Here is a 22,072-nt window from a genome sequence, read left to right on the forward strand (position 1 = left end):
TTACATTTCCTCTACAGCCTCTACGCCGAGCAATGCCAGGCCGTTACGGACAAGTTGCCCGATCTGCACAGCCAGGAAAAGCCTCGCAGCAGTAAGGTTAACATCGAGTAAGTTAATAAACCGCTTCTCGACGCGATCATTGCCGAGATTCCAGTATCCGTGGAACGCGGCGGCAAGGTCGCCAAGGAAGAAGGCGATACGGTGCGGCTCGCGCGCGGCTGCCGCCGCCTCGACGATGCGCGGGAACTGCGCGGCCAGCTTGACCAGCTCCAGCTCCTCCTCACCCAGCAGCTCGAGGTGATCGGCCGCAGGCGTCAGCCCTTCGGCCGCGGCCTTGCGCAACGTCGAATGGACGCGGGCATGGGCGTACTGGACATAGAATACCGGGTTGTCCTTCGAGGCTTCGACGACCTTGGCGAAGTCGAAGTCCATCTGCGCTTCGGGCTTGCGGGTCAGCATGGTGAAACGCACCACGTCCTTGCCCACTTCGCGCACGACGTCGGCCAGCGTGACGAACGTGCCTGCGCGCTTGGACATCTTCACCGGCTCGCCGTCGCGCAGCAGCTGGACCATCTGCACCAGCTTGATCTCGAACGGGGTCGGCTCCCCGTCCGCGCCGGTCATCGCGGCAACCGCGGCCTTGATCCGCTTGACCGTGCCGGCATGGTCGGCGCCCCAGATATCGACGAGCGCGTCGGCTTCCTGGGCCTTCTGGTAGTGATAGGCGAGGTCGGCGCCGAAATAGGTCCAGGTGCCGTCCGACTTCCTGATCGGGCGATCCTGATCGTCGCCGAACCGGGTCGACCTGAACAGCGGCAGCTCGACCGGTTCCCAGTCCTCGGGCGTCTTGCCCTTGGGCGCTTCGAGCACGCCGTCATAGACGAGCCCCTTGGAACGCAGCCAAGCTTCCGCCTCGTCGGGCTTGCCCGAGGCCTGCAGCTCTGCTTCGGACGAGAACACCTCGTGCTCGATGCCGAGCAGTGCGAGGTCGTCCTTGATCATCACCAGCATCGCGGCGACCGCCTTTTCGCGGAACAGTGCGAGCCATTCCGATTCGGGCGCATGAGCGTATTTGTCGCCGAATTCCTCGGCGAGCGCCTTGCCGACCGGGACGAGGTAGTCGCCCGGGTAGAGGCCTTCGGGGATGGCGCCCACGTCCTCGCCCAGCGCTTCGCGGTAGCGGATGTGGACCGAGCGGGCGAGCACCTGCACCTGCGCGCCGGCATCGTTGACGTAGTATTCCTTGACCACCTTGTGCCCGGCGAATTCGAGCAGGGTCGCCAGCGCATCGCCGACGACCGCGCCGCGGCAGTGGCCCATGTGCATCGGCCCGGTGGGGTTGGCCGAAACGTACTCGACGTTGACGGTCGACCCGCCGCCCATGGCCGAACGGCCGTAATCCGCGCCCAGATCGGCAATCGCGCGCAGCTCCGCGATCCAGGTCGCAGGCGCGAGGCGCAGGTTGATGAAGCCCGGCCCGGCGATTTCCGCCGAAGTCACGGCATCGAGCTTCGCCAGCTCGGAGACCAGCGCCTCGGCCAGGTCGCGCGGCTTCATGCCAGCGGGCTTGGCCAGCACCATCGCCGCATTGGTCGCAAGATCGCCGTGCGAGGGATCGCGCGGCGGCTCGACCGTGATCGCACCTCGCTTCAGCCCGCCCGGCAGCGTCCCCGCCGCTTCCAGCGCATCGAGCGCAGCGTTGAGGTGGCCCGTGAAGGCGGCGTACAGGGTCTGGTTGTCACGAGTTGCAGTGTTCATGGGCGCGCGGATAGCCGATGTGCGCGCAAAGGGGAACAGGCTGGCTCGCGCCAATCGTGAGTGACGGCTTCAGGCGCAGGCCGCTCCATGACGGACCGATGACGCGCCACGCCGGAGATGGATGTTCGATTCCTGCAAGACGGACTCCGAGTGCTGCCGAGGCAGTTCCTGCGGCTCCGCTCGCGCCCTGCGCGGCGATGGCGACTGTTTCACGCCATTGCCGCGCAGGGGCTGTGCGATTGCCGGCGGGCAAAGCCTGCCGGCTTGCAACTTAGAGGCCGTCGAGCCCCTTGCTGACCAGAATGTTCACCTCCACGCGGCGGTTCTGGGCCTTGCCCTCCGCGGTGTCGTTGCTCGCCAGCGGATCGGCTTCCGACATGCCGGTGGGCGTGAGCATGCGATAGGGCTTCCAGTGGCAGGCCTGCTGCAGGTAGTTCACGACACGTCCGGCACGCTTTTCACTGAGAACCTGGTTGTAATCCTCGTTACCGGTCGAATCCGTGTAACCGACGACCAGCAGCAGCGCATTGTCCATGCCCTCGGCCTGGGCGGCCGTGGCGCACAGGGCGTCCTTGGCCTGCGGCGAAAGCACCCACTTGCCCGTGTCGAAGTTCACGTTGGTCGTGCCCTTGATGTTGTACTTGTCGATATCGCCCATGCGGCTGCGCAGAGCGTCGGTGGCGGCAGTCTGCTCGGCAAAGCGCTGGTCGGTGCCGTTGTGGATCATCGCCGCGGTCTTGAGATCCTTGCTCTTCAGGTCGATCTTGCTGGCCACGAGACCGTAGCCCGACTGCAGGGTCTCCACGCTGACCGGCAGGCCGTTGACGAGCGAAGTCGCTGCCAGCTTGTCCTTGTCCAGACCCAGGAACCCGCCGCTGGCCTTGATGACGGTGGCATCGTTGATGACGACGACCGTCTTCGTACCGTCAGCCGAAGTGACCTGCATCTTGTCGCCGCTGCGCGCGGAGATGAAGCCCTCGACCTCCGGGCCCGCAGTCATCTGGGACGCATCTGCCGCACCCGTGTCATACGTGGTGGTCAGAACATCACCCTGTGAGGGATCCTGCGACTGGGCAAGGCTGCCGGTCGCGGGAAGGCTGATCATGGCCAGCATCAACAGGGCCTTCGGACTTTTCGAAACGACACTCATTACGTTACTCCTCGATTTTGCATCAGCCGGCCCTGCATTCGCGCGGCCCGATATGGTACCGCCCCCCGTGATGGCGTGACCGGCTGTCGGAACTGATCATTCACCTCGATTTGATGAGATGTGCGGCAGGGAAGCCGCCTGTGAACGTCGATCGTGCGTGTTCAGGTCGTCCTTTCTGGCAGATGAACGCGCCGGACGAGTCCGCCGTTTGTGCGGGTAATCGGACGCAATTGTGCGACGAGCCGATGCAGGCCGAACCGCGGACGCGTGCCTTCGTGCCTCGAAAAATTTACCATGTTCGGGCCTGAATGTCAGCGCCCTTGCTGCCAGCCCTTTGCCTGAACGGCGCCTTCGCATCGCCGATTCTCTGCTGACAGCCGTCCGGCCCCGCGCCCATGACCCTGCGCGGCGCCCCTTCAAAAGCCGTGCAAACGCGTGTATCGGGCCGCCATGCATCCTACCCAGACTCCCAAGACCTACCGGGTCAAGAGCTTCGGCTGCCAGATGAACGTCTATGACGGCGACCGCATGGCCGAACTGCTGGCCGAACAGGGCATCGCCCCCGCGCCCGAAGGCGAGGATGCCGACCTGGTCGTGCTCAACACCTGCCACATCCGCGAAAAGGCGGCCGAGAAGGTCTATTCCGACATCGGCCGCCTGAAGCGCGAGGACGGCTCTTCGCCGTTGATCGCCGTGGCGGGCTGCGTCGCGCAGGCCGAGGGCGAGGAGATCATGGCACGCGCGCCCAGCGTGAAGATGGTCGTGGGCCCGCAGGCCTACCACCGCCTGCCCGACATGATCCGCGAGGCCAGCGAGGGCCGCCGCGTCACCGATACCGACATGCCCGCAGAGACGAAGTTCGACGCGCTGCCGCGCCGTCGCCGCTCCGGGCCCACCGCCTTCCTCACCGTGCAGGAAGGCTGCGACAAGTTCTGCACCTACTGCGTGGTGCCCTATACCCGCGGCGCCGAAGTCTCGCGCCCGCATGGCGACCTGATCGAGGAGGCCAGGCGCCTCGTCGAAGCCGGCGCGCGCGAGATCACGCTGCTCGGCCAGAACGTCAATGCCTGGACCGGCGAGAACGCGAAGGGCCAGACGGTCGGCCTCGACGGCCTGATCCGGGAACTGGCGCAGATCGCGGACCTCGCCCGCATCCGCTATACCACCAGCCATCCCAACGACATGACGCCCGGCCTGATCGCGGCCCATGGTGAGATCGACAAGCTGATGCCCTTCCTTCACCTGCCGGTGCAGGCGGGCAACGACCGCGTGCTCAAGGCGATGAACCGCAGCCACTCGGCGGAAAGCTACCTGAAGATTCTCGAGCAGGTGCGCGCGGCGCGGCCCGACATTGCGCTTTCGGGCGATTTCATCGTCGGCTTCCCCGGCGAGACCGATGCCGAATTCGAGGACACGCTCAAGCTGGTCGACGCGGTCGGCTATGCCCAGTGCTTCAGCTTCAAGTACTCGCCACGCCCGGGCACGCCCGCCGCGACGATGGACGGGCAGGTCCCGCTGGCGGTTATGGATGAGCGCCTGCAGCGCCTTCAGGCCGCGCTCAACCGCGACCAGTACGCCTTCAATACCGCGACCGTGGGCAAGACCTGCTCCGTGCTGGTCGAGCGCAAGGGCAAGCACCCCGGCCAGTGGCTGGGCAAGTCGCCCTGGCTGCAGTCGGTCCACTTCGAGGCAGACGTACAGGTGGGCGACCTCGTCGAAGTCGAGATCACCAGCGCCGGGCCCAACAGCCTGGGCGCCGCCGCGCGGATGGTCGCCGCGGCGTGAGCGACGGCGTGGAGGGCCGCCAACCGCTCGTCCTGATCCCCGGCCTCGCCTGCGACGCCGCCTTGTGGGAAGCGCAGGTCTCCGGCTTGTGGGACATTGCCGAGTTCACCATCGGCGACACCTTGCGCGACGATTCGATCTCGGTCATGGCCAGCCGCATCCTCGCGAACGCGCCGGAGCGGTTTGCCGTCGCCGGCCTGTCGATGGGCGGCTACGTCGCGCTGGAGATCTGGCGGCAGGCCCCGGGCCGCGTCACTCGCCTTGCCCTGCTCGACACCAATGCCCGCGCCGACAATCGCCACACCTCCGCCATGCGCCGGGGCACGATCGCGGCGGCCGAGCAGCGCGGCTACGAAGCCGTGGCCCGCGAGGGGCTGGCGCGGCTGGTGCATCCCGAGGCGCCGGAAGACCTGCGCGAACAGGTCGTCGCCATGGCGCTGCGGACCGGCTTCGAGGTCTATGCCCGCCAGCAGAACGCGATCATCACCCGCCCCGATTCGCGCGACGACCTGCCGGCGATCAAGGTCCCCACCCTGGTCCTCGTCGGCGAGCAGGATGCGCTGACGCCGCCCGCGCTTTCGGAAGAGATCGCCGCCGCCATTCCCGGCGCCGTGCTGGAGCGAATAGCCGACAGCGGCCACCTTTCCGCCATGGAGCAGCCCGCAGCCGTGACCGCGGCGATGCGCCGCTGGCTCGCACGTCCCGCCTGAGAACGCACGTCCCGCCTGAGAACGTACGTGCGGTGCTTACGCGCCGGGCTTGAGCGGTTTGAGCGGTTTGTCCGCAATCAGTTCCTTGCCGATCGAATCGACCGGCTCCGCCGGGCTGACCGTCGGGTTGCGGGCATAGGCCTTGCCATCGAAGGGGACGCGCATGATGCCGCCCGGCCTGCCGCCGCCCGAAACCGAGACGGCGAGGTCCTTCCAGCCGTTCGTCTTGCTGGACAGCACGCCTACCGGAAGCTGGACCACCGAGAGGTCGCCGACCTGCCTGTAGCCTTCTCCATCGCGCTTGAGCACGACGAGATTGCAGCCGCCCGTCCCGCACATCATCGGGCCGCCGACATAGGCGAGCACTTCATCGACGCCGTCGCCGTCCAGATCGGCCTCGGCGCGGGCGTACTGCAGCGAATCGGTCTGACCGCCCAGATCCTTCGCGGCGCTTTCTTCAAGCCAGCTTTCGACCGTAACCGGCGTGACCGCGGCTTCGGAAGCCTCGCCGGTCGCGGTTGCGCTGGTCTCGGGAGCGGGTTCCTCGCCCTTGCACGAGGCGAGCAGCAGGGCCGGGACTGCCAAGAGGGCGAGCGGAAAAATGTGCTGGCGGTTCATGGGACATGGATAGCCTTGGTCCTTCGCCCCGGCAATGCGCCTTGCCTCGATCCGGCTTGCGGCGGGCCCATCCCGCAGGATCCGGGGAGGTTTATGGGTTATCCACCAGGAATCGATCTGCGCCATGTGCGCGAGAGCTTGCAAGCTGCCCGGAGCGGGACCATCTTCGCTTACAGAACAGCACACGTTTTGCCCGAAAGGAGCGCATGGCCCGCAAAGCAGCCCGTGCCGATGACCCGGCGCAGTTCAGGCCCGAAACCCACCGCCGGGCCCGTGTCGAAATACAGTTCGACGAACCCACGCTGCTAGGCGCCCTGTTCGGCCAGTTCGACGCCAATCTCGTACAGGTTGAGAACCGGCTCGGCGTTTACATCGCGGCGCGCGGCAATCGCATCCAGATCGAAGGTCCGGAAGATGCCGTGGCCAGGGCCCGCGAGACTCTCACCGGCATGTACCACCGCCTCGAACAAGGACAGGATCTCGATGCAGGCGCAGTCGAATCATTGATCACGATGTCGGCCGAACCCACGCTCGAAGGCATCATCTCCGGCGACCAGGGCGCGCCGCCGATCATGATCCGCACCCGCAGGAAAACGATCGTGCCGCGCTCGGCGACGCAAATCGACTACATGCGCGCGCTGGCCCGTTCGGACGTCATCTTCGCGCTCGGCCCGGCCGGCACCGGCAAGACCTACCTTGCCGTCGCACAGGCGGTCAGCCAGCTCATGACCGGTTCGGTGCAACGCCTGATCCTCTCGCGCCCGGCGGTCGAAGCCGGTGAGAAGCTGGGCTTCCTGCCCGGCGACATGAAGGACAAGGTCGATCCCTACCTGCGGCCCCTGTACGACGCGCTCTACGACTGCATGCCGCCCGAACAGGTGGAACGCCGCCTCGCCTCGGGAGAGATCGAGATCGCGCCGATCGCCTTCATGCGCGGCCGCACACTGGCCGATGCCTTCGTCATCCTCGACGAAGCGCAGAACACCACGCGCGAGCAGATGAAGATGTTCCTCACCCGCTTCGGCCAGAACAGCCGCATGGTCGTCTGCGGCGACCCCAGGCAGGTCGACATCCCAGGCGGCGACCGCATGAGCGGCCTGGCCGACGGCGTCCAGAAGCTGGAAGGGATCGACGGCATCAACGTCACCCGCTTCACCGCCGCCGACGTTGTGCGCCACCCGATCGTCGGGCGGATCGTCGAGGCTTACGAGGGACCTCTGTCGCAGTACGACGAGAGCAAGTAAGGCAGTCTCGGTTCGGCCCTGTCTGTGTAGTCGCTGGATCCCGCCTTCGCGGGGATGGCGGCTGAAGGCTGACGTGCGCGTCCTGCCCCAGCCAGTTGACCTCTCGTCATCCCCGCGTACTCCAGTCTTCCCCCCGCGCCCGTCATCCCCGCGCGCCCGTCATCCCCGCAAAGCCGGGGATCCAGCTTCCTTGCACCGCCGCAAACCGCTAGAGGCAGTAGCGATGAATCTCGAAATCGATATCGAAGAGCCCTGGCCGGAAAGCACCGATTGGGCAGAGCTGACCGAGAGCGCCTGCGCGGCTCTGGCACAGGTGGCGCCCGAACTCGCGAATCCGCGGCTCGTGACGAGCGTGCTGTTCACCTGCGACGCCGAAGTCCACGTCCTGAACCGCGAATGGCGCGAAAAGGACAAGCCGACCAATGTCCTTTCCTTTCCGATGCTTGAGCGCGATCAGGTACTCGAACTGGAAGCCGATGGCCCGCCCGAGATGCTCGGCGACATCGCTCTCGCCTTCGAGACCTGCGCCAGCGAAGCCGCGGAAAAGGGCATATCGGTCGAGGATCACGCCAGTCACCTCGTCGTTCACGGACTGCTCCACCTGGCCGGCCACGACCACGAGATTTCCGATGCCGATGCCGAAGCAATGGAAGCACTGGAGACGAAAGCACTTGCCCAATTGGGGATCGCCGACCCATATGACGACTGAATCAGGTTTGAAGGGGTAACCAGTCACGATGGCCGACAATGGCCGCCACACCGAGCCCGGCTCGGGAGATCCGGACAGTAGCGGCACGCTTTGGCGTGTCTTCCGGAGACTTTTTCACGCAGACGCAGATCAGTCGCTCAGGGCGCAGATCGAAGACGTCATCAACGAACACGAGGGCGACGCCGAACATGGGGCGCAGCCCAACGGCGACCTGTCGCAGCTCGAGCGGCAGATGCTGCGCAACCTCCTGCACTTCAGCGAGCACGATGCCGACGACGTCGCGGTGCCGCGCGGCGACATCATTGCCATCCCGGCCTCGGCATCGTGGGAAGAAGTGGTCGAGGCCTTTGCGGAACACGGTCACAGCCGCATGCCGGTTTACGGGGAATCGCTCGACGAGATCCGCGGGATGATCCACATCAAGGATATCTTCCCGATCCTCGCGCGTGGACTGCCGGCGCCGGCCGACTGGACCAGCCTGATGCGCCAGCCGCTCTACGTGCCGCAGGCGCGCGGGGCGCTGGACGTACTGGCCGACATGCGCGCACGCCGCACGCACCTGGCCGTCGTGATCGACGAGTACTCGGGGACCGACGGCATCATCACCATCGAGGATCTCGTCGAAGAAATCGTCGGCAGTATCGAAGACGAACACGACGATGCGCCCGAAGAACTTCTGCTGCCGCTGGAAGACGGCATGTGGGATGCCGACGCCCGCGTGGAACTCGATGAAGTTGCGGAACGAATCGATCCACGACTTGCCGAAGTTGAAGAAGCAGTAGATACACTGGGCGGCCTCGCATTCGTACTGGCTGAGCAGGTTCCACAGGTCGGAGCGATCCTGGAACACGACAGCGGCTGGCGAATCGAGGTAACCGAAGGAAATGAGCGACACGTCACCCGATTACGGTTGCATCCGCCGGTAGAGGAGCTCGAGAGCGCAACAGATTGAAGCCGTCATCTGCCCAGCAGTTGACTCGTGACCGGATGAAAAGACGAAACATTGCCCGTACGCCGCCTCCCCCCTCTGCGCGCACTTGAAGCCTTCGTGCGCGTCGTCCGCCTTGGTTCGGCCAAGGCGGCAGCCAGTGAACTTGCCCTGTCGCCCTCCGCCCTCTCCCGCCGCGTCGCCGCGCTGGAAGATTTCACAGGCAAGCGCCTGTTCACCCGCCAGCACCAGGCGATGAAGCTGACCGACGAAGGCCAGGCTTTCTACAACGTCGTCGGCCCCAAGCTGGAAGAACTGGCCGAAGCCGTCGAATCGCAGATCGACCGCGGACAGGTCCTGCGCCTGCACCTTGGCGTGCCGACCCTGTTCGGCGGCCAGCGCCTGTTCCCGCGCCTGCCCGAACTGCGCAAGCTGCATCCGCGCCTGCATATCGACATCGATACCGGCGCCCACCTCGAGGATCGCGTCGGCGACACCCTCGACGCGGCGATCATCCTGGCCAAGGAGCCCGATCCCAATTTCTACCGGATCCAGCTCGACCACAACAAGGTCTATGGAATCGTGTCCAGAGGACTTGCCGAGGAAATCGGTTCAGCACCCGATGTCGAGACGCTCTCGAAGCAGACCATCCTGATCCACAACGACCTGTTCGACAGCTTCGAGGCCTGGAAGACCGCAATCGGCATGCCGCAGCTCGAACCGGCATCGATCGACCGCTTCGACTCCGGCCAGCTCGTCCTCGAGGCAGCGGCGCAAGGGCTGGGCATCGCGATCATGCACGACGACCACTTCCGCCGCTCGCACGACAATCGCCTCGCCCGCCTGTTCGACATCGATGTCGAGAGCCCGTACCGCTACTGGTTCGTCTGCCGTCCCAAGGCGCTGGAAACCCGCCCGGTGCGCATCTTCCACGAGTGGCTGCTGCAGGCGGGGCTCTGAGCCGAGTAGCGCCGCAGGCCTTGACAGGCTCAGCTTGAACCTGCCGAAGGACGGGATTGCTGGCACCGAGCCAACGAAAAAGGGGCGCCCCGGCCGGGGCGCCCCTTCTTGCATTCGAACCGGTAGGGCTCAGCCTTCCGAGACCGTCGCCTTGACGATCTTGCCCGGCTCGCGCGGCGGCTCGCCCTTGGGCAGCGCGTCCACGTGTTCCATGCCTTCGACCACCTGACCCCAGACGGTGTACTGCTTGTCGAGGAAGGTTGCGTCGTCGAAGCAGATGAAGAACTGGCTGTTGGCCGAGTGCGGATAGCTGGTGCGGGCCATCGAGCAGACGCCGCGCACATGGGGCTCTGCATTGAATTCGGCCTGCAGGTCCGGCTTGTCCGAACCGCCCATGCCGGTGCCCTGGGGACAGCCGCCCTGCGCCATGAAACCGGGGATCACGCGGTGGAACTTCACGCCGTCGTAGAAGCCCTCGCCGGTCAGCTCCTTGATGCGCTCGACGTGGCCGGGGGCCAGGTCGGGGCGAAGCTTGATCTTGACGTCGCCACCGCCGCTGCCGGTGTCGAGAGTGAGCGTCAGGTATTCGTCGGCCATCTGTAATCTCCTGTTGTCCGCGTCGATGCGGATCCGGGCACCGGCCCGATATAGGCTGCGTCTCGCCAATGTCACGCGCGCCTGTCCGGAACAAGTATCCGAACAGCTATCTGCCGCGGCCCTTCCTTCGCCTGTTGCAATTGCGAAATTGGCGCTTAGACCGGCCCTTATGAGCGGCGCGGACCTCGACGACGAACTGAAGCAGGACGATGCCGTCGCTGCAGAGGCGGAAGCGGAATCGCCTGCGCCCGAGAGTGAGAGCCTCGACGAGGAGAACCGCCTCAAGCCCGAATTCGTGCGCAACGTCATGGATGCGCTCGACGAGGAAGACTCCGACCGCGTCTACGAGCTGGTCGAACCGCTCCACCCGGCCGACATCGCCGACCTTTTCGAGCTGGTCAACGAGGATGAGCGCCTCCAGCTCGCCCGCTCGATTCGCGACCTCATGGGCGTCGAGGTCATCGCCGAACTCAACGACTGGGTCCGCGAACTCCTGATCGAGGCGCTGCCGGCCGACGTCGTCGCCGAAATTGCCGAACAGCTCGACACCGACGACGCCGTCGCGATGATCGAGGACCTCGACCGCGAGGACCAGCAGGCGGTCCTTGCCGAACTCGATCCCGAAGACCGCGCCGCGATCGAGGCCGCGCTTTCCTATCCCGAGGAATCCGCCGGCCGTTTGATGAGCCGCGAGTTCGTCGCGGTGCCCGAGACGATGACGGTGGGCGATCTCATCGATTTCCTGCGCGAACACCGCGAACTGCCGACCGAGTTCTGGGAAGTCTTCATTGTCGACGCGATGCACCGCCCGGTCGGCACTTGCGCGCTGTCCTGGATTCTACGCTGCCCGCGCAACATTCCGCTCTACGACGTGATGTCGCGCGACCAGACGCTGATCCCGGTCGACATGGACCAGGAAGAAGTGGCTCTGCGCTTCCAGAAGTACGCGCTGATCTCCGCTGCGGTGACCGATTCCGCCGGGCGCCTGATCGGCCAGATCACCGTCGACGACATCGTCCACATTATCCAGGAAGAGGCGAGCGAGGACATCCTGCGCCTGTCCGGTGCCGGTGATGGCGACATCAACGAGCCGATCCTGATCACCGTGCGCGCGCGCCTGACCTGGCTGTGCGTCAACCTTGCCACTGCGATTCTGGCATCGTCCGTGGTCGGACTGTTCCAGGGCGCGATCACCCGTTTCGCGCTGCTTGCGGTGCTCATGCCGATCGTATCGGGGATGGGCGGCAATGCCGGGACGCAGACGCTGGCCGTGGTGGTGCGCGCCATCGCCACCAACCAGCTGACCGATTCCAATACCGTGCGCATGATCCTGCGCGAACTGCGCATCGCCACGGCCAACGGCGCTGCGCTCGGCCTGCTGATCGGCGGGGGCACCACGCTGTTGTTCTCCAACCCGCTGCTGGGTGCCGTCATCGGGGCGGCCATGGTGATCAACAACCTCGTCGCCGGTCTTGCCGGCATCCTCGTGCCGGTCACGCTCGACCGCTTCCGCATCGACCCGGCCGTATCGTCCGCGGTTTTCGTCACGACGGCCACCGACACCATGGGATTTTTCTCGTTCCTCGGCCTTGCCGTGCTGACCGGACTCGCCTGACCCACCGCGAATACCTATCTTCGTTCCCATGCCGCTGCACATGACCAAGATCGCCTATTCCGCCGAGAGCCCGGCGGACCTGCGCGCATGGCTGGAAAGCCACGCAGACATCGGCGAAGCGCGCCTGACGACGCGCTACCTGCCCAAGCGGCACGAGGAAATGGCGGGCGGTTCGCTTTACTGGATCTACGAACACGCCCTCATCGGCCGCTCCCCGATCCTCGGCTTCGAACAGCGCGAGGACGGCCGCTGGTGGATCCGCCTCGCCCCCAAGCTGATCCCGGTCGTGACCAAGCCCAAGCGCGCCCACCAGGGCTGGCGCTATCTCAAGGAAGAGGACGCCCCGCGCGACCTTGGCGACGGCGAAAGCTCGGGCGATATCATGCCGCCCAAGCTGGCCCGGGAACTGGCAAGGCTCGGCCTCGTCTGAAGGTTCGGCGCCAAGGGCCGGCTTCCTCCTTGCCGCGCCCTGAGCGGAGCCTCAGCCCCGATCGATCCACCAGCGCATGAGGACATGGGCAATCGCCGTCTTCGGCGGCGCACCGAAGGCCCGGCCCAGTTCGCCGCGGCCGATCGCCTCGAGGGCATCGACCACGTCCTCGCGGCTGAACCAGCGGGCATCGTCCAGTTCGGTTTCGTCGATGGTTATCTCGGTCGTCTCGGCATAGGCGTGGCAGCCGATCATCAGCGAGGACGGGAACGGCCAGGGCTGGCTGGCGATGTAGGTCACGTCGCGGACCCGGATCCCGGCTTCCTCCAGCACTTCGCGGGCAACCGCCTCCTCTATCGTCTCGCCCGGCTCGACGAAACCGGCCAGCGTCGAATAGCGCCGCTCGGGAAACCGCGGCTGGCGCCCCAGAAGCACCTTGCCCTCATGCTCGACCAGCATGATCGTGACCGGATCGACGCGCGGAAAGTGCTCCGCACCGCATGATTCGGAGGTGCAGGTGCGCTGCCAGCCGCCCTTGGCGAGCCGCGTGGGCTGCCCGCATACGGCGCAGAAGCGGTGACGCGCATGCCAGCCGACCAGCGAGCGGGCGCCGCCATAGGTCGCCAGTTCGCCCGCGCCCAGAACCGACATTGCATTCCAGCTAGCCGGTCCGGCATGGGGACTGCCCGAGGGATAGGACGATCGCACTTCGGCAAAGCAGCCGCGCTCGCCATCGAGGCCGAGGAACACCAGGTCGCTGTCGGGCGCGGCATCGGCAAGGCTGCCCCATTCCAGCGCGCCATCGGGCGTCAGCACCGGGTCGAGCCCATCCATGCGCAGCAGCCGCGCCTTCCACGTCATCAGGGCATCGAGCGCGGCAGGATCGCTGCGGACATGATCGGCGCGGTCGAGCTGCGATCCGGAGAAGGCAATCGGGGTAGAATCGAGGGCAATCACGTCAGCGTTTCTCCAGCAGGGCCATGACATCGGCTTTGAGTGCGGCCTGGAACTCGGGAAGCAGTCCCACCGCGTTGGGCGGCATGAACTGCACGAATATCTGCGAGCGCAGGGCATGGACCATATCGACCATGCCGACCGTGCCCGCCGCGCCCGACCAACCGTAGATCCCGGCCTCGCCGCCGCGCCCGACGCGCCCCCCGGCGCCGAAACCTGCCGCCCCCCCGAACGCGGCCGGGATCGTCACGCCTGCGGGCAGGAGATCGCTGGTGCCGGTGCGCACGGCCTGTGCAGCGAGCACGCGCTGACCGTCGATCGTGCCCGACTGGGCAAGCATGCGCAGGAACCGGTCGTAGTCGCGCGGCGAACTGACGAGGCCCGCCCCGCCGAAGGGGAACGGCGGCTTATCGAGAAAGATCGAATCCATCCCGCTATCGATTGGCACCAGCAACTTGCCGAGCGCGCCATAGTTGGTGGTCAGGCGGGCGGCATCGGACTGCGGCACCTGGAAGAAGGTGCTCGTCATCCCGGCGGGTTCGAAGATCGTTTCGCGCAGGTAATCGGCAAAGCTGCGCCCGCTGGCCACTTCGATCACCCGGCCCATCAGGTCGAGCCCCATGGAATAGCTCCAACGCGTGCCGGGGTCGGCCACCAGCGGCACTTCGGCAAGCCGGTCGGCAAAGCGATCGAGGCCATGGACCGGCTCGCCTTCGAACACGCCGGGAATCTTCATCCGGCTGATCTGGCCCGCGACCAGGCCCTTGCGCTCCATCAGGTCCTTGATCGGCCCTTTCTGGATGATCGTGTAGCCGATGCCCGAGGTGTGGGTGAGCAGGTGCCGGATCGTGATCGGCGAGCGGGCCGGGTGCAGCGCGGCAACCGATCCATCGTATGTGTCCTGCACCTGCATGTGCCGATACTGCGGCAGGATGTCGTAAAGCGGCTGGTCGAGACCGAGCCTGCCTTCGCTGACAAGCTGCATGGCGGCCATGCCGGTAATCGGCTTGGTCATCGAATAGATGCGGAACAGGCTGTCCGCCGTCACCGCATCGCCATCGGTGAAGCCTTCCGAACCGCGCGCGACATATTGCGCTTCACGCCCCGGGATACCGAGCGATGCGACCATGCCGGGAAACTTGCCCGGCCCCACCCAGCGCTCCACCACAGCGCGCACTTGCGGCAGCAGGTCCGGATCGGCAGCGGCGAGCGCAAGGCGCGGCATCAGCGCAGCGCCAATCCCGGCGCAGGCGCCCATGCGCAGCAGCGCGCGCCGGTCCATCGCGGCTTCGAGCTGGGCGAGAGTGCGAATCATACCCTTTCTCCCGTTCCGGCGAGCGCCAGATGCGCCGCCTTGGCGAAAAGCGTGGGCAGGCCGGCTTCCCCGATCCGGTCCAGCGGCCACCACTCGCCCTCTTCGGCGGGAAGACTATCGCATTGATTGCCGAGATAAACCGCAAGGCTCAGCTCTAGCGAGAAGTGCGTGAAGACGTGGCCGACCTTGCCGGCGCTTTCCCACGGTCCGTCCAGCGGCCCTTCACCGGTGCCGTCGCCGCGCGAATGCCAACCGTCGTCGGGCAGCGCCCGCATTCCGCCAAGCATCCCCTTGCCGGGACGGCGCACCAGCCAGACGCGTTCGTCGCGCTCGATCCAGAAGGCCCGGCAGCGGCGCGCCGGCTTGGCCTTTTTGGGCGCCTTGACCGGGAAGCGCTCCGGCTCGCCAAGTGCCCGCCCCTCGCACTCGGCCGAAAGCGGGCAGAGCAGGCAGCGCGGCGCCCGGCTGGTGCACACGGTCGCGCCCAGATCCATCATCGCCTGTGCGAAGTCTCCGCTGCGCCGCTCCGGCGTGATCGCATCGGCCTTCTCGCGGATTGCGGTCCGTCCACCCGGCAGCGGCGTATCGAGGGCGAAGAGCCGGGCGACGACGCGCTCGACATTGGCGTCGACCACCACCGCGCGGCGGCCGAAGGCGATGGCGGCAACCGCGGCGGCAGTATAGGCGCCCAGCCCCGGCAGCGCGCGCAGTTCCTCCTCGCTATCGGGAAAGCGCCCGCCGCGCGCCGCGACCTCGCGCGCGCAGGCCAGCAGGTTGCGGGCACGGGCGTAGTAGCCAAGCCCCGCCCAGGCGGCCATGACCTCCTCGTCCGGCGCGGCGGCCAGCGCGCTCACATCGGGCCAGCGCCTCGTGAATTCGGCGAAATAGTCCTTCACCGCGGCGACGGTAGTCTGCTGGAGCATGACTTCCGAGAGCCAGACGCGGTAGGGTTCCGGGGCCGGCGCACCGGGACGCGCACGCCACGGCAGGTCCCGCGCATGGGCGTCATACCAGTTGAGAAGCTTGCGCGAGATCGTATCGGAACTGGCTTCCATGGGCCCGCTATGGCATTGCAGCGCCGGTAATGGAACGGGATCGCGGCAAACAATCGAGCAAACCGGGCAAGACCTCGCCCGCCCTCAAGCGCTACGAGCGTCCGCGCGGCGGGCAGGCGCGCGCGATATCGGACCTGATGCCCGAAGTCGGGCGCACCGCCTTTCGCCGTTTCGGCTTTGTCCAGTCCAGTGTGGTGACCCGCTGGCCCGAGATCGTCGGTGCCCGCCATGCCCGGGTCTGCTCTCCCGAATCGATCCGCTTTCCGCCCGGCGAAAAAAGCGACGGCATTCTCCAGCTCGTCGTGCTGCCCGCCCATGCCCCGATTATCCAGCACGTCATTCCCGAGATCATCGACCGGGTGAACCGCTTCTTCGGCTACAATGCGGTGGCCAGGGCCAAGATCCGGCAAGGCGAGGTTAAGGCGCCGCCTGCTTCAGACCGCAGGTCTGCTCCGCCTTCGCTCAAACCGGTGCCGATGGAACTGGGAGAATCGCTGCGCGACATCGGCGACCCGGAACTTCGGGCCGTGCTGGAATCGCTGGCGCGGAGCATGGCTGCCAAGGAAGACCAGAAGGACAAGTGATGAAGCCGTCATTCGTGAAGTCCATTGCCCGTAACGCCGCCCGTACTATCGCCCTTGCCTCCTGCGCCGCGCTGAGCCTCGCCGCCAGCCCGCCCCAACCCGCACCTAAGCCCACGCCCACCGCAAAAGCGAGGCAGCAGCTTGCCGCCAAGGGCAACTGGAACGGCACGATGAGCGTGACGGCGGACGGCAGCCATACGCTGGGCAATCCCGACGCACCGATCAAGATGACCGAGTTCGTCAGCTACACCTGCCCGCACTGCGCCGTGTTCCACCGCGAAGCGGACCCGGTGCTGCGCACGACGCTGATCCCCAAGGGTCAGATCCAGGTCACCGTCACCAACCTGCTGCGCAACCCGATCGACCTGACGATCGCGATGCTGACCTCTTGCGGCGATCCGAACCGCTTCTGGGTGCGCCACAATGCGTTCTTCGCCTCGCAGGACCAGTGGCTCGCCGCCGCGCAGAAGTTGACGCCGGAACAGCTTGCGCGCTGGGGACAGGGTGAAATCCCGGCCCGCATGCGCGCCATCGCCGGCGACCTTGGCTTCTACGCCAAGATGCAGCAATGGGGCATCGACCGCGCCCGGGCGGACCGCTGCCTCAACGACGCCGCGATGCTCGACAAACTGCGCGCGCAGCAGTCGGCCGCCGGATCGCTGGGGCTGACCGGCACGCCCAGCTTCGTCATCAATGGCGAAGTGCAGCAGGTTCACGATTGGGAGCATCTCTCGAAACTGCTCAGCGACCGCGCCGCGGCGCTGCAGGCCGGCAGGATCTAGACCGCGAAATCGGCGCTTTCGCCGAATTGCGGGGGTTAGCTGTGGAGATGTCCCCTCCCGGCCCCCGCACGCCCTTGATCTGTCCGGACCATGGGTTAGCCATTTTCAATTCGCAAAGGATTCGCTTCGATGACCCGTTTTCGCTTCCGTAACGTCGCGCTGGGCCTGATTGCCGCTCCGCTCGCCCTCGGCCTGGCCGCCTGCGGCGACAAGAAGGACGAGGCCGCGCCGGTTTCGAACGAGCCGATCGCCCCGATCGCCGCTCCCGCCGGCAAGAGCTGGTCGGACATGGTCGCCAAGACGGACGAGGGCGGCTATCGCCTCGGCAATCCCGAGGCACCGATCAAGCTCGTCGAATATGGCGCGCTGAGCTGCTCGCACTGCGCCGAATTCGCCAAGGAAAGCTTCGCCAAGCTGCGCGACGACTATGTCGCCAGCGGCCGCGTCAGCTACGAACTGCGCTACTTCATGCTCAACCCCTACGACGTGCCGGCCTCGCTGCTGGCCACTTGCGGGTCGACCGAGGCGGTGATCCCGCTCAGCGAACAGTTCTGGGCCTGGCAACCCAACATGTTCCAGAACGTGCAGGCGCTGGGCGAGGACAAGCTCAAGGCCATCGGCGCAATGTCGCCGCCGCAGCAGATCCCGGCCATCGCGCAGGCATCGGGCATGACCGAATTCTTCGCCTCGCGCGGGATCGCACTCGACCAGGCCAAGTCCTGCCTTGCCGACACCGCCAAGGCCAAGACCCTTGCCGACCAGACCGAGAAGGCGACGAAGGAATTCAACGTCACCGGTACGCCCACGTTCATCATCAACGGCTCTTCGGTCGGTTCGATGGGCTGGGACGAGCTGGAAACCAAGCTGCAACAGGCCGGCGCGCGCTGATGCGCCGGTTCTGGCTTCGATAAGGGCGACGCGATGCGCATAAGGCGGCTCAAGCTCAGTGGATTCAAGAGCTTCGTAGAGCCTTCCGAACTGCGCATCGAGCCGGGGCTGACCGGCGTCGTCGGCCCCAACGGCTGCGGCAAGTCCAACCTTCTCGAAGCGATCCGCTGGGTCATGGGCGAAAGCTCGCCCAAGTCGATGCGCGGCGGCGGCATGGAAGACGTGATCTTCGCCGGCACCTCCAGCCGCCCCCCGCGCAGCTTCGCCGAAGTCGTCCTGACCGGCGAGACCACCCCCATCGACGGCAAGCGCGAAGAGCTTGAAGTCGTGCGCCGGATCGAGCGCGGGGCGGGCAGCGCCTATCGCGTCAACGGCCGCGACGTGCGCGCCAAGGACGTGGCGCTGATCTTCGCCGACGCCGCGACCGGCGCGCATTCGCCCGCGCTGGTCAGTCAGGGCAAGATCGCCGCAGTCATCGCCGCCAAACCGACCGAACGCCGCGCGATGCTGGAAGAAGCAGCTGGCATCGCCGGCCTCCACGTGCGCCGCAAGGACGCCGAGCAGAAGCTGCGCGCGACCGAAACCAACCTTGCCCGCCTCGAAGACATCATGGCCGGGCTCGACAAGCAGGTCGCCACGCTGCGCCGCCAGGCCCGGGCGGCCGAGAAGTACAAGGCCCTCACCGACGAAATCCGGCTGGCCGAGGCGCGCCTCGTCTATGCCCGCTGGCGCGATGCCGCCGCTGCCGCAGAGGCCGCGCGCAAGGAAGCCCAGGCCGCGGAGGCCCGCGTCAATGAGGCGCAGGAGGCCGCGAAGCTGGCGCAGAACGCCCAGGCCGCCGCTGCCGAAGCGCTGGTCGAAGCGCGTGACGAACTGGCCGACCGCCGCGACGATGCCAATGCGCAAGGCCACCGCATGGCAACGCTCACCAGCCAGCTCGAAGCGGCAGAACAGCGTCTGGCCGATCTCGAGAGGCAGAAGGCCCGGCTCGAGGAAGACCGCGGCGATGCCGACCGCGTGACCCGCGATGCGGCGCAGGCGCTTTCCCGCCTCGAACGCGAACTGGCCGAGAGCGAAAAGCAGCTTGCAGCCGACGAGGCGCACCGCCCCCGTCTGGCCAATGCCCTGGAAGGCGCCGAACGCGCCGCCCGCACCGCCGAACTCGAACTGGCGCAGGCGACCGCCCAGCAGGCCGGCGTCGAGGCCGAATGGCGCATTGCCGAGGCCGAACTGGCGCAGGCAAGGAACCGGCTTGCCCGCCTCGATTCCGAGGCAGAGCGCCTGCAGTCGCAGATCGGCGCGCTCGAGGCGGCGGGTGACCTCGACGCCGTCGTCGCCGCTGCACGAGCGAAAGCCGAAGCTGCCGGAAAGGCCCTTGCCGAGGCCCGCGAGGGACTTGAGGCACAGCAGGCCCGCAAGGCAGAGCTGCAGGCCCAGCGCGATGCCGCGGCCTCGGAACTCGCCGGCGCGCGTGCCGACCTCACCGGCATCGAACGCGAACACGGCGCCCTCGTTCGCGACCGCGAGGCCCGGGCCAAGGGCGCCAAGGCCGCACATGGCCTGCCCGTCGCAATCGACGCGGTGCGTGCCGCGCCGGGCTACGAACGCGCGCTGGCCGCCGTGCTGGGCCGCGACGCCAAGGCGCCGCTGGGCAAGGTCGAGGGCGCCGATGGCCGCTTCTGGACCGGCGCCGAGGCGCCCGCGCCAGTGGCCCAGAGCCTTGCCGCGCACGTCACGCAGTGCCCGCCCGAACTCGCGGCGCGCCTCGCGCTCGTCCATGTCGTGGACGAGGATGACGGCCGCGCCCTCAAGGCCGGCGAGTGGCTGGTCACGCGTTCGGGCGTGCTGCGCCGCTGGGACGGTTTCGTTGCGCGCGGCGAAGGCGCCGCCGAAGCCGCCCGGCTCGAGGCCGAAAACCGCTTTGCCGAACTCGACGCCCAGCTGCCGCCGCTGCGCGAAGCCGTGGCGGTTGCCGAAGCGCGCCAGACCGGGGTGCAGCAGGAACTCTCCGCGCTGCAGGCCGCGGTCATTGCCGCCGAACGCGCCATCGCGCAGGCCACCGATGCCGAACGCAGCGCCCTGCGCGCCGCCGACCAGGCCGAAGACCAGCGCCAGCGCCAGCGGGCCCGCCGCGCCGAACTCGATACGCAGGTCGGCGAACTGGCCGAGCAGCGCAAGACCGCCGCGCAGGACCTGTCCGCCGCCGAAGACAAGCGCAAGACACTGCCCGATCCTGAAACCGGTCGCGCCGCGCTGCAGGCCGCAAGGGAGAGGAACGAGACCGCCAAGAGCGGGCTGCAATCGGCGACGGCCGCACTTGCCGCGCACGATCAGGCGCTGGCGGTGGGGCGCGAACGCACCGCGTCGCAGCGCAGCGACATCCGCAACTGGCAGGGCCGTGCCGGCGACGCCACAAATCGCCTTGCACAGATGGCCGGCCGGCTCGAGGAAATCGAGGCCGAGCGCGCCGTGTTCGCCGCCAAACCTGCCTCGATCATGGCCGAGATCGAAGCCGGGGAAGTCGTGCGCAATCGCCTCTCCGATGAACTGGGCAAGGCCGAAGTGGCCGTCACTGCCGCGACCGAGGCCGCGCGCAAGGCCGATGCCGAACTGGCCAATGCGCAGGAAAAGCTCGCCAGCACGCGCGAGAACCGCGCCGGTGCCGTCGCCCGCGCCGAAAACGAGGACGAGCGCCGGGTCGAGATGACGCGGCTTTCGGGCGAGCGCTTCCAGTGCCCGCCTCCCGTCCTGCCGGAACGCTTCGCTTTCGATTCCTCGCAAGTCTCCGGCGCGCAGGCGGAAACCGCGACGATGGACAGGCTCGTCGCCGACCGCGAGCGCATTGGCCCGGTCAACCTCGTCGCTGCCGACGAGCTGGCCAAGGCGGAAGAAGAACTGGGCGTCAGCGTAACCGAGAAGGCCGAGCTGGCCGAAGCGGTCAACCGGCTGCGCGGTTCGATCGGCAACCTCAACCGCGAAGGGCGCGAACGCCTGCGCGCGGCTTTCGAGGCAGTCGATGCGCATTTCCGCCGCCTCTTCCAGCAGCTTTTCCAGGGCGGGCAGGCGCACCTGGCGCTGGTCGATTCCGACGATCCGCTCGAAGCCGGACTGGAAATCTTCGCCCAGCCGCCGGGCAAGCGCCTGCAATCGCTGACGCTGCTGTCGGGCGGCGAACAGGCGCTGACAGCCGTTGCCCTGATCTTCGCCCTGTTCCTCACCAACCCGGCCCCGATCTGCGTGCTGGACGAGGTCGACGCGCCGCTCGACGATGCCAATATCGAGCGGTTCTGCGACCTGCTCGAGGCGATGACCCGCGAGACCGACACGCGCTACCTGATCGTCACCCACAATGCCGTGACGATGAGCCGGATGCACCGCCTGTTCGGCGTGACCATGGTCGAAAAGGGCGTCTCGCGCCTCGTCAGCGTGGACCTCGGCGCGGCCGAGGAACTGCTGGCTGCCGAATAGCTATTTCAGCACGAAGCGCGGCCCGGGGCCTTCCGCCCCGGCTGCATCCTCGGCATTGTAGAGGCGGCATTTCGTCAGGCTCAGGCAGCCGCAGCCGATGCACTCGTCCAGCTTGCGCCGGGTAAGTTCGAGCAGCGCGATCTTCGCGTCGATCGCCTCGCGCATGGACAGGCTGATGCGCTCCCAGTCCTCGATCGTCGGCGTGCGCCCCTGCGGCAGCTGCGCCAGCTCGCGCTCGATCTCCGCGAGGCCCAGCCCCAGTTTCTGCGCGATCAGGATGAAGCTGACGCGGCGAATGTCCGAGCGCAGGAAACGCCGCTGGTTGCCCGAAGTGCGCAGCGAGACGAGCAGCCCCTTCTCTTCGTAGAAGCGGATCGCCGACACCGCGACGCCGGTCCGGCGCGAAAGATCGCCGATCGAGATGAAGCGGTCGGTCACGCCCTTGGCGGCCATCTCAATACCTCCAGTTTCCGTTTGACCTCAAGTTAACTTGAGGTTGCACCTTGGGCAAGCCGAGTGATT

20 protein-coding genes are annotated in these 22,072 nt (G+C 66.9%); 12 read left to right on the forward strand and 8 right to left on the reverse strand.

Annotated features, from left to right (window positions below; genetic code table 11):
- Entirely contained in the window at positions 1–1,758 is a 1,758-nt protein-coding gene (gene argS / locus JI59_RS08835) for an arginine--tRNA ligase (protein WP_038575862.1), read from the reverse strand.
- A 271-nt stretch (positions 1,759–2,029) separates the two neighbouring features.
- Positions 2,030–2,908: an OmpA family protein gene (locus JI59_RS08840; RefSeq protein ID WP_007013102.1), complete on the reverse strand. Its 879-nt coding sequence runs from the start codon at positions 2,906–2,908 to the stop codon at positions 2,030–2,032.
- A 450-nt stretch (positions 2,909–3,358) separates the two neighbouring features.
- On the opposite strand from JI59_RS08840, the gene miaB reads away from it, so the two are divergent.
- Positions 3,359–4,693: a tRNA (N6-isopentenyl adenosine(37)-C2)-methylthiotransferase MiaB gene (miaB, locus tag JI59_RS08845; RefSeq protein WP_038575864.1), complete on the forward strand. Its 1,335-nt coding sequence runs from the start codon at positions 3,359–3,361 to the stop codon at positions 4,691–4,693.
- The gene (locus tag JI59_RS08850; protein WP_007013099.1) at positions 4,690–5,403 is read left to right on the forward strand and encodes an alpha/beta fold hydrolase; all 714 of its coding nucleotides are present in this window, start codon (positions 4,690–4,692) and stop codon (positions 5,401–5,403) included. Before miaB ends, JI59_RS08850 begins: the two co-directional genes overlap by 4 nt.
- 36 nt (positions 5,404–5,439) lie before the next feature.
- Here the strand turns inward: JI59_RS08850 and JI59_RS08855 are convergent, their stop codons facing one another.
- The gene (locus tag JI59_RS08855; RefSeq protein ID WP_013831930.1) at positions 5,440–6,021 is read right to left on the reverse strand and encodes a hypothetical protein; all 582 of its coding nucleotides are present in this window, start codon (positions 6,019–6,021) and stop codon (positions 5,440–5,442) included.
- A 206-nt stretch (positions 6,022–6,227) separates the two neighbouring features.
- On the opposite strand from JI59_RS08855, the gene JI59_RS08860 reads away from it, so the two are divergent.
- From JI59_RS08860 to JI59_RS08875, 4 genes are all read left to right on the forward strand, one after another.
- Positions 6,228–7,265: a PhoH family protein gene (locus tag JI59_RS08860; RefSeq protein ID WP_007013097.1), complete on the forward strand. Its 1,038-nt coding sequence runs from the start codon at positions 6,228–6,230 to the stop codon at positions 7,263–7,265.
- 223 nt (positions 7,266–7,488) lie between these two features.
- Positions 7,489–7,974, forward strand: coding sequence for an rRNA maturation RNase YbeY (gene ybeY / locus JI59_RS08865; protein ID WP_007013096.1), 486 nt, complete (start codon positions 7,489–7,491; stop codon positions 7,972–7,974).
- 28 nt (positions 7,975–8,002) lie between these two features.
- A complete protein-coding gene (locus JI59_RS08870; RefSeq protein WP_007013095.1) occupies positions 8,003–8,926 on the forward strand; it encodes a hemolysin family protein in 924 nt (307 codons plus the stop codon).
- A gap of 51 nt (positions 8,927–8,977) precedes the next feature.
- On the forward strand, positions 8,978–9,862 hold the full coding sequence (locus tag JI59_RS08875) for a LysR substrate-binding domain-containing protein (protein WP_013831928.1): 885 nt from the start codon (positions 8,978–8,980) through the stop codon (positions 9,860–9,862).
- Between the two features lie 129 nt (positions 9,863–9,991).
- On the opposite strand, the gene JI59_RS08880 is transcribed toward JI59_RS08875, so the two are convergent.
- The gene (locus JI59_RS08880) at positions 9,992–10,459 is read right to left on the reverse strand and encodes a peptidylprolyl isomerase (RefSeq protein WP_007013093.1); all 468 of its coding nucleotides are present in this window, start codon (positions 10,457–10,459) and stop codon (positions 9,992–9,994) included.
- Between the two features lie 169 nt (positions 10,460–10,628).
- On the opposite strand from JI59_RS08880, the gene mgtE reads away from it, so the two are divergent.
- Together mgtE and JI59_RS08890 are read left to right on the forward strand one after the other, a co-directional pair.
- On the forward strand, positions 10,629–12,074 hold the full coding sequence (mgtE, locus tag JI59_RS08885) for a magnesium transporter (protein ID WP_007013092.1): 1,446 nt from the start codon (positions 10,629–10,631) through the stop codon (positions 12,072–12,074).
- A 28-nt stretch (positions 12,075–12,102) separates the two neighbouring features.
- Complete coding sequence (locus JI59_RS08890; RefSeq protein ID WP_007013091.1) at positions 12,103–12,504, forward strand: DUF1489 family protein; 402 nt, start codon at positions 12,103–12,105, stop codon at positions 12,502–12,504.
- A gap of 51 nt (positions 12,505–12,555) precedes the next feature.
- Here the strand turns inward: JI59_RS08890 and nudC are convergent, their stop codons facing one another.
- Genes nudC through JI59_RS08905 form a run of 3 tightly spaced genes read right to left on the reverse strand, consistent with a single transcriptional unit; the run spans position 12,556 to position 15,828 of the window.
- Positions 12,556–13,491 carry an NAD(+) diphosphatase gene (nudC, locus tag JI59_RS08895; RefSeq protein ID WP_052117868.1) on the reverse strand — a complete coding sequence of 312 codons (936 nt, stop codon included), beginning with the start codon at positions 13,489–13,491 and terminating at the stop codon, positions 12,556–12,558.
- The gene (locus tag JI59_RS08900) at positions 13,463–14,773 is read right to left on the reverse strand and encodes a serine hydrolase domain-containing protein (protein WP_007013089.1); all 1,311 of its coding nucleotides are present in this window, start codon (positions 14,771–14,773) and stop codon (positions 13,463–13,465) included. Before JI59_RS08900 ends, nudC begins: the two co-directional genes overlap by 29 nt.
- Positions 14,770–15,828 (reverse strand): A/G-specific adenine glycosylase, encoded by a 1,059-nt coding sequence (locus JI59_RS08905; RefSeq protein WP_007013088.1) that lies wholly within the window; start codon positions 15,826–15,828, stop codon positions 14,770–14,772. Before JI59_RS08905 ends, JI59_RS08900 begins: the two co-directional genes overlap by 4 nt.
- 29 nt (positions 15,829–15,857) lie before the next feature.
- Between JI59_RS08905 and JI59_RS08910 the strand changes: the two genes are divergently transcribed.
- The 4 genes from JI59_RS08910 (at position 15,858) to smc (ending at position 21,550) form a co-directional block, all read left to right on the forward strand.
- Positions 15,858–16,412 carry a DUF721 domain-containing protein gene (locus JI59_RS08910; RefSeq protein WP_007013087.1) on the forward strand — a complete coding sequence of 185 codons (555 nt, stop codon included), beginning with the start codon at positions 15,858–15,860 and terminating at the stop codon, positions 16,410–16,412.
- Positions 16,412–17,194, forward strand: coding sequence for a DsbA family protein (locus JI59_RS08915; protein WP_038575866.1), 783 nt, complete (start codon positions 16,412–16,414; stop codon positions 17,192–17,194). The genes JI59_RS08910 and JI59_RS08915 overlap by 1 nt, the downstream gene beginning before the upstream one ends.
- 129 nt (positions 17,195–17,323) lie before the next feature.
- Positions 17,324–18,082 (forward strand): DsbA family protein, encoded by a 759-nt coding sequence (locus tag JI59_RS08920; protein ID WP_038575868.1) that lies wholly within the window; start codon positions 17,324–17,326, stop codon positions 18,080–18,082.
- Positions 18,083–18,115: 33 nt separating this feature from the next.
- Positions 18,116–21,550, forward strand: coding sequence for a chromosome segregation protein SMC (gene smc, locus JI59_RS08925; RefSeq protein WP_038575871.1), 3,435 nt, complete (start codon positions 18,116–18,118; stop codon positions 21,548–21,550).
- Here smc and soxR read toward each other — a convergent pair whose 3' ends face one another.
- The gene (gene soxR / locus JI59_RS08930) at positions 21,551–22,003 is read right to left on the reverse strand and encodes a redox-sensitive transcriptional activator SoxR (protein WP_007013083.1); all 453 of its coding nucleotides are present in this window, start codon (positions 22,001–22,003) and stop codon (positions 21,551–21,553) included.
- Positions 22,004–22,072 lie beyond the last annotated feature (69 nt).

It is taken from the genome of Novosphingobium pentaromativorans US6-1 (assembly GCF_000767465.1).
Classification (GTDB): domain Bacteria; phylum Pseudomonadota; class Alphaproteobacteria; order Sphingomonadales; family Sphingomonadaceae; genus Novosphingobium; species Novosphingobium pentaromativorans.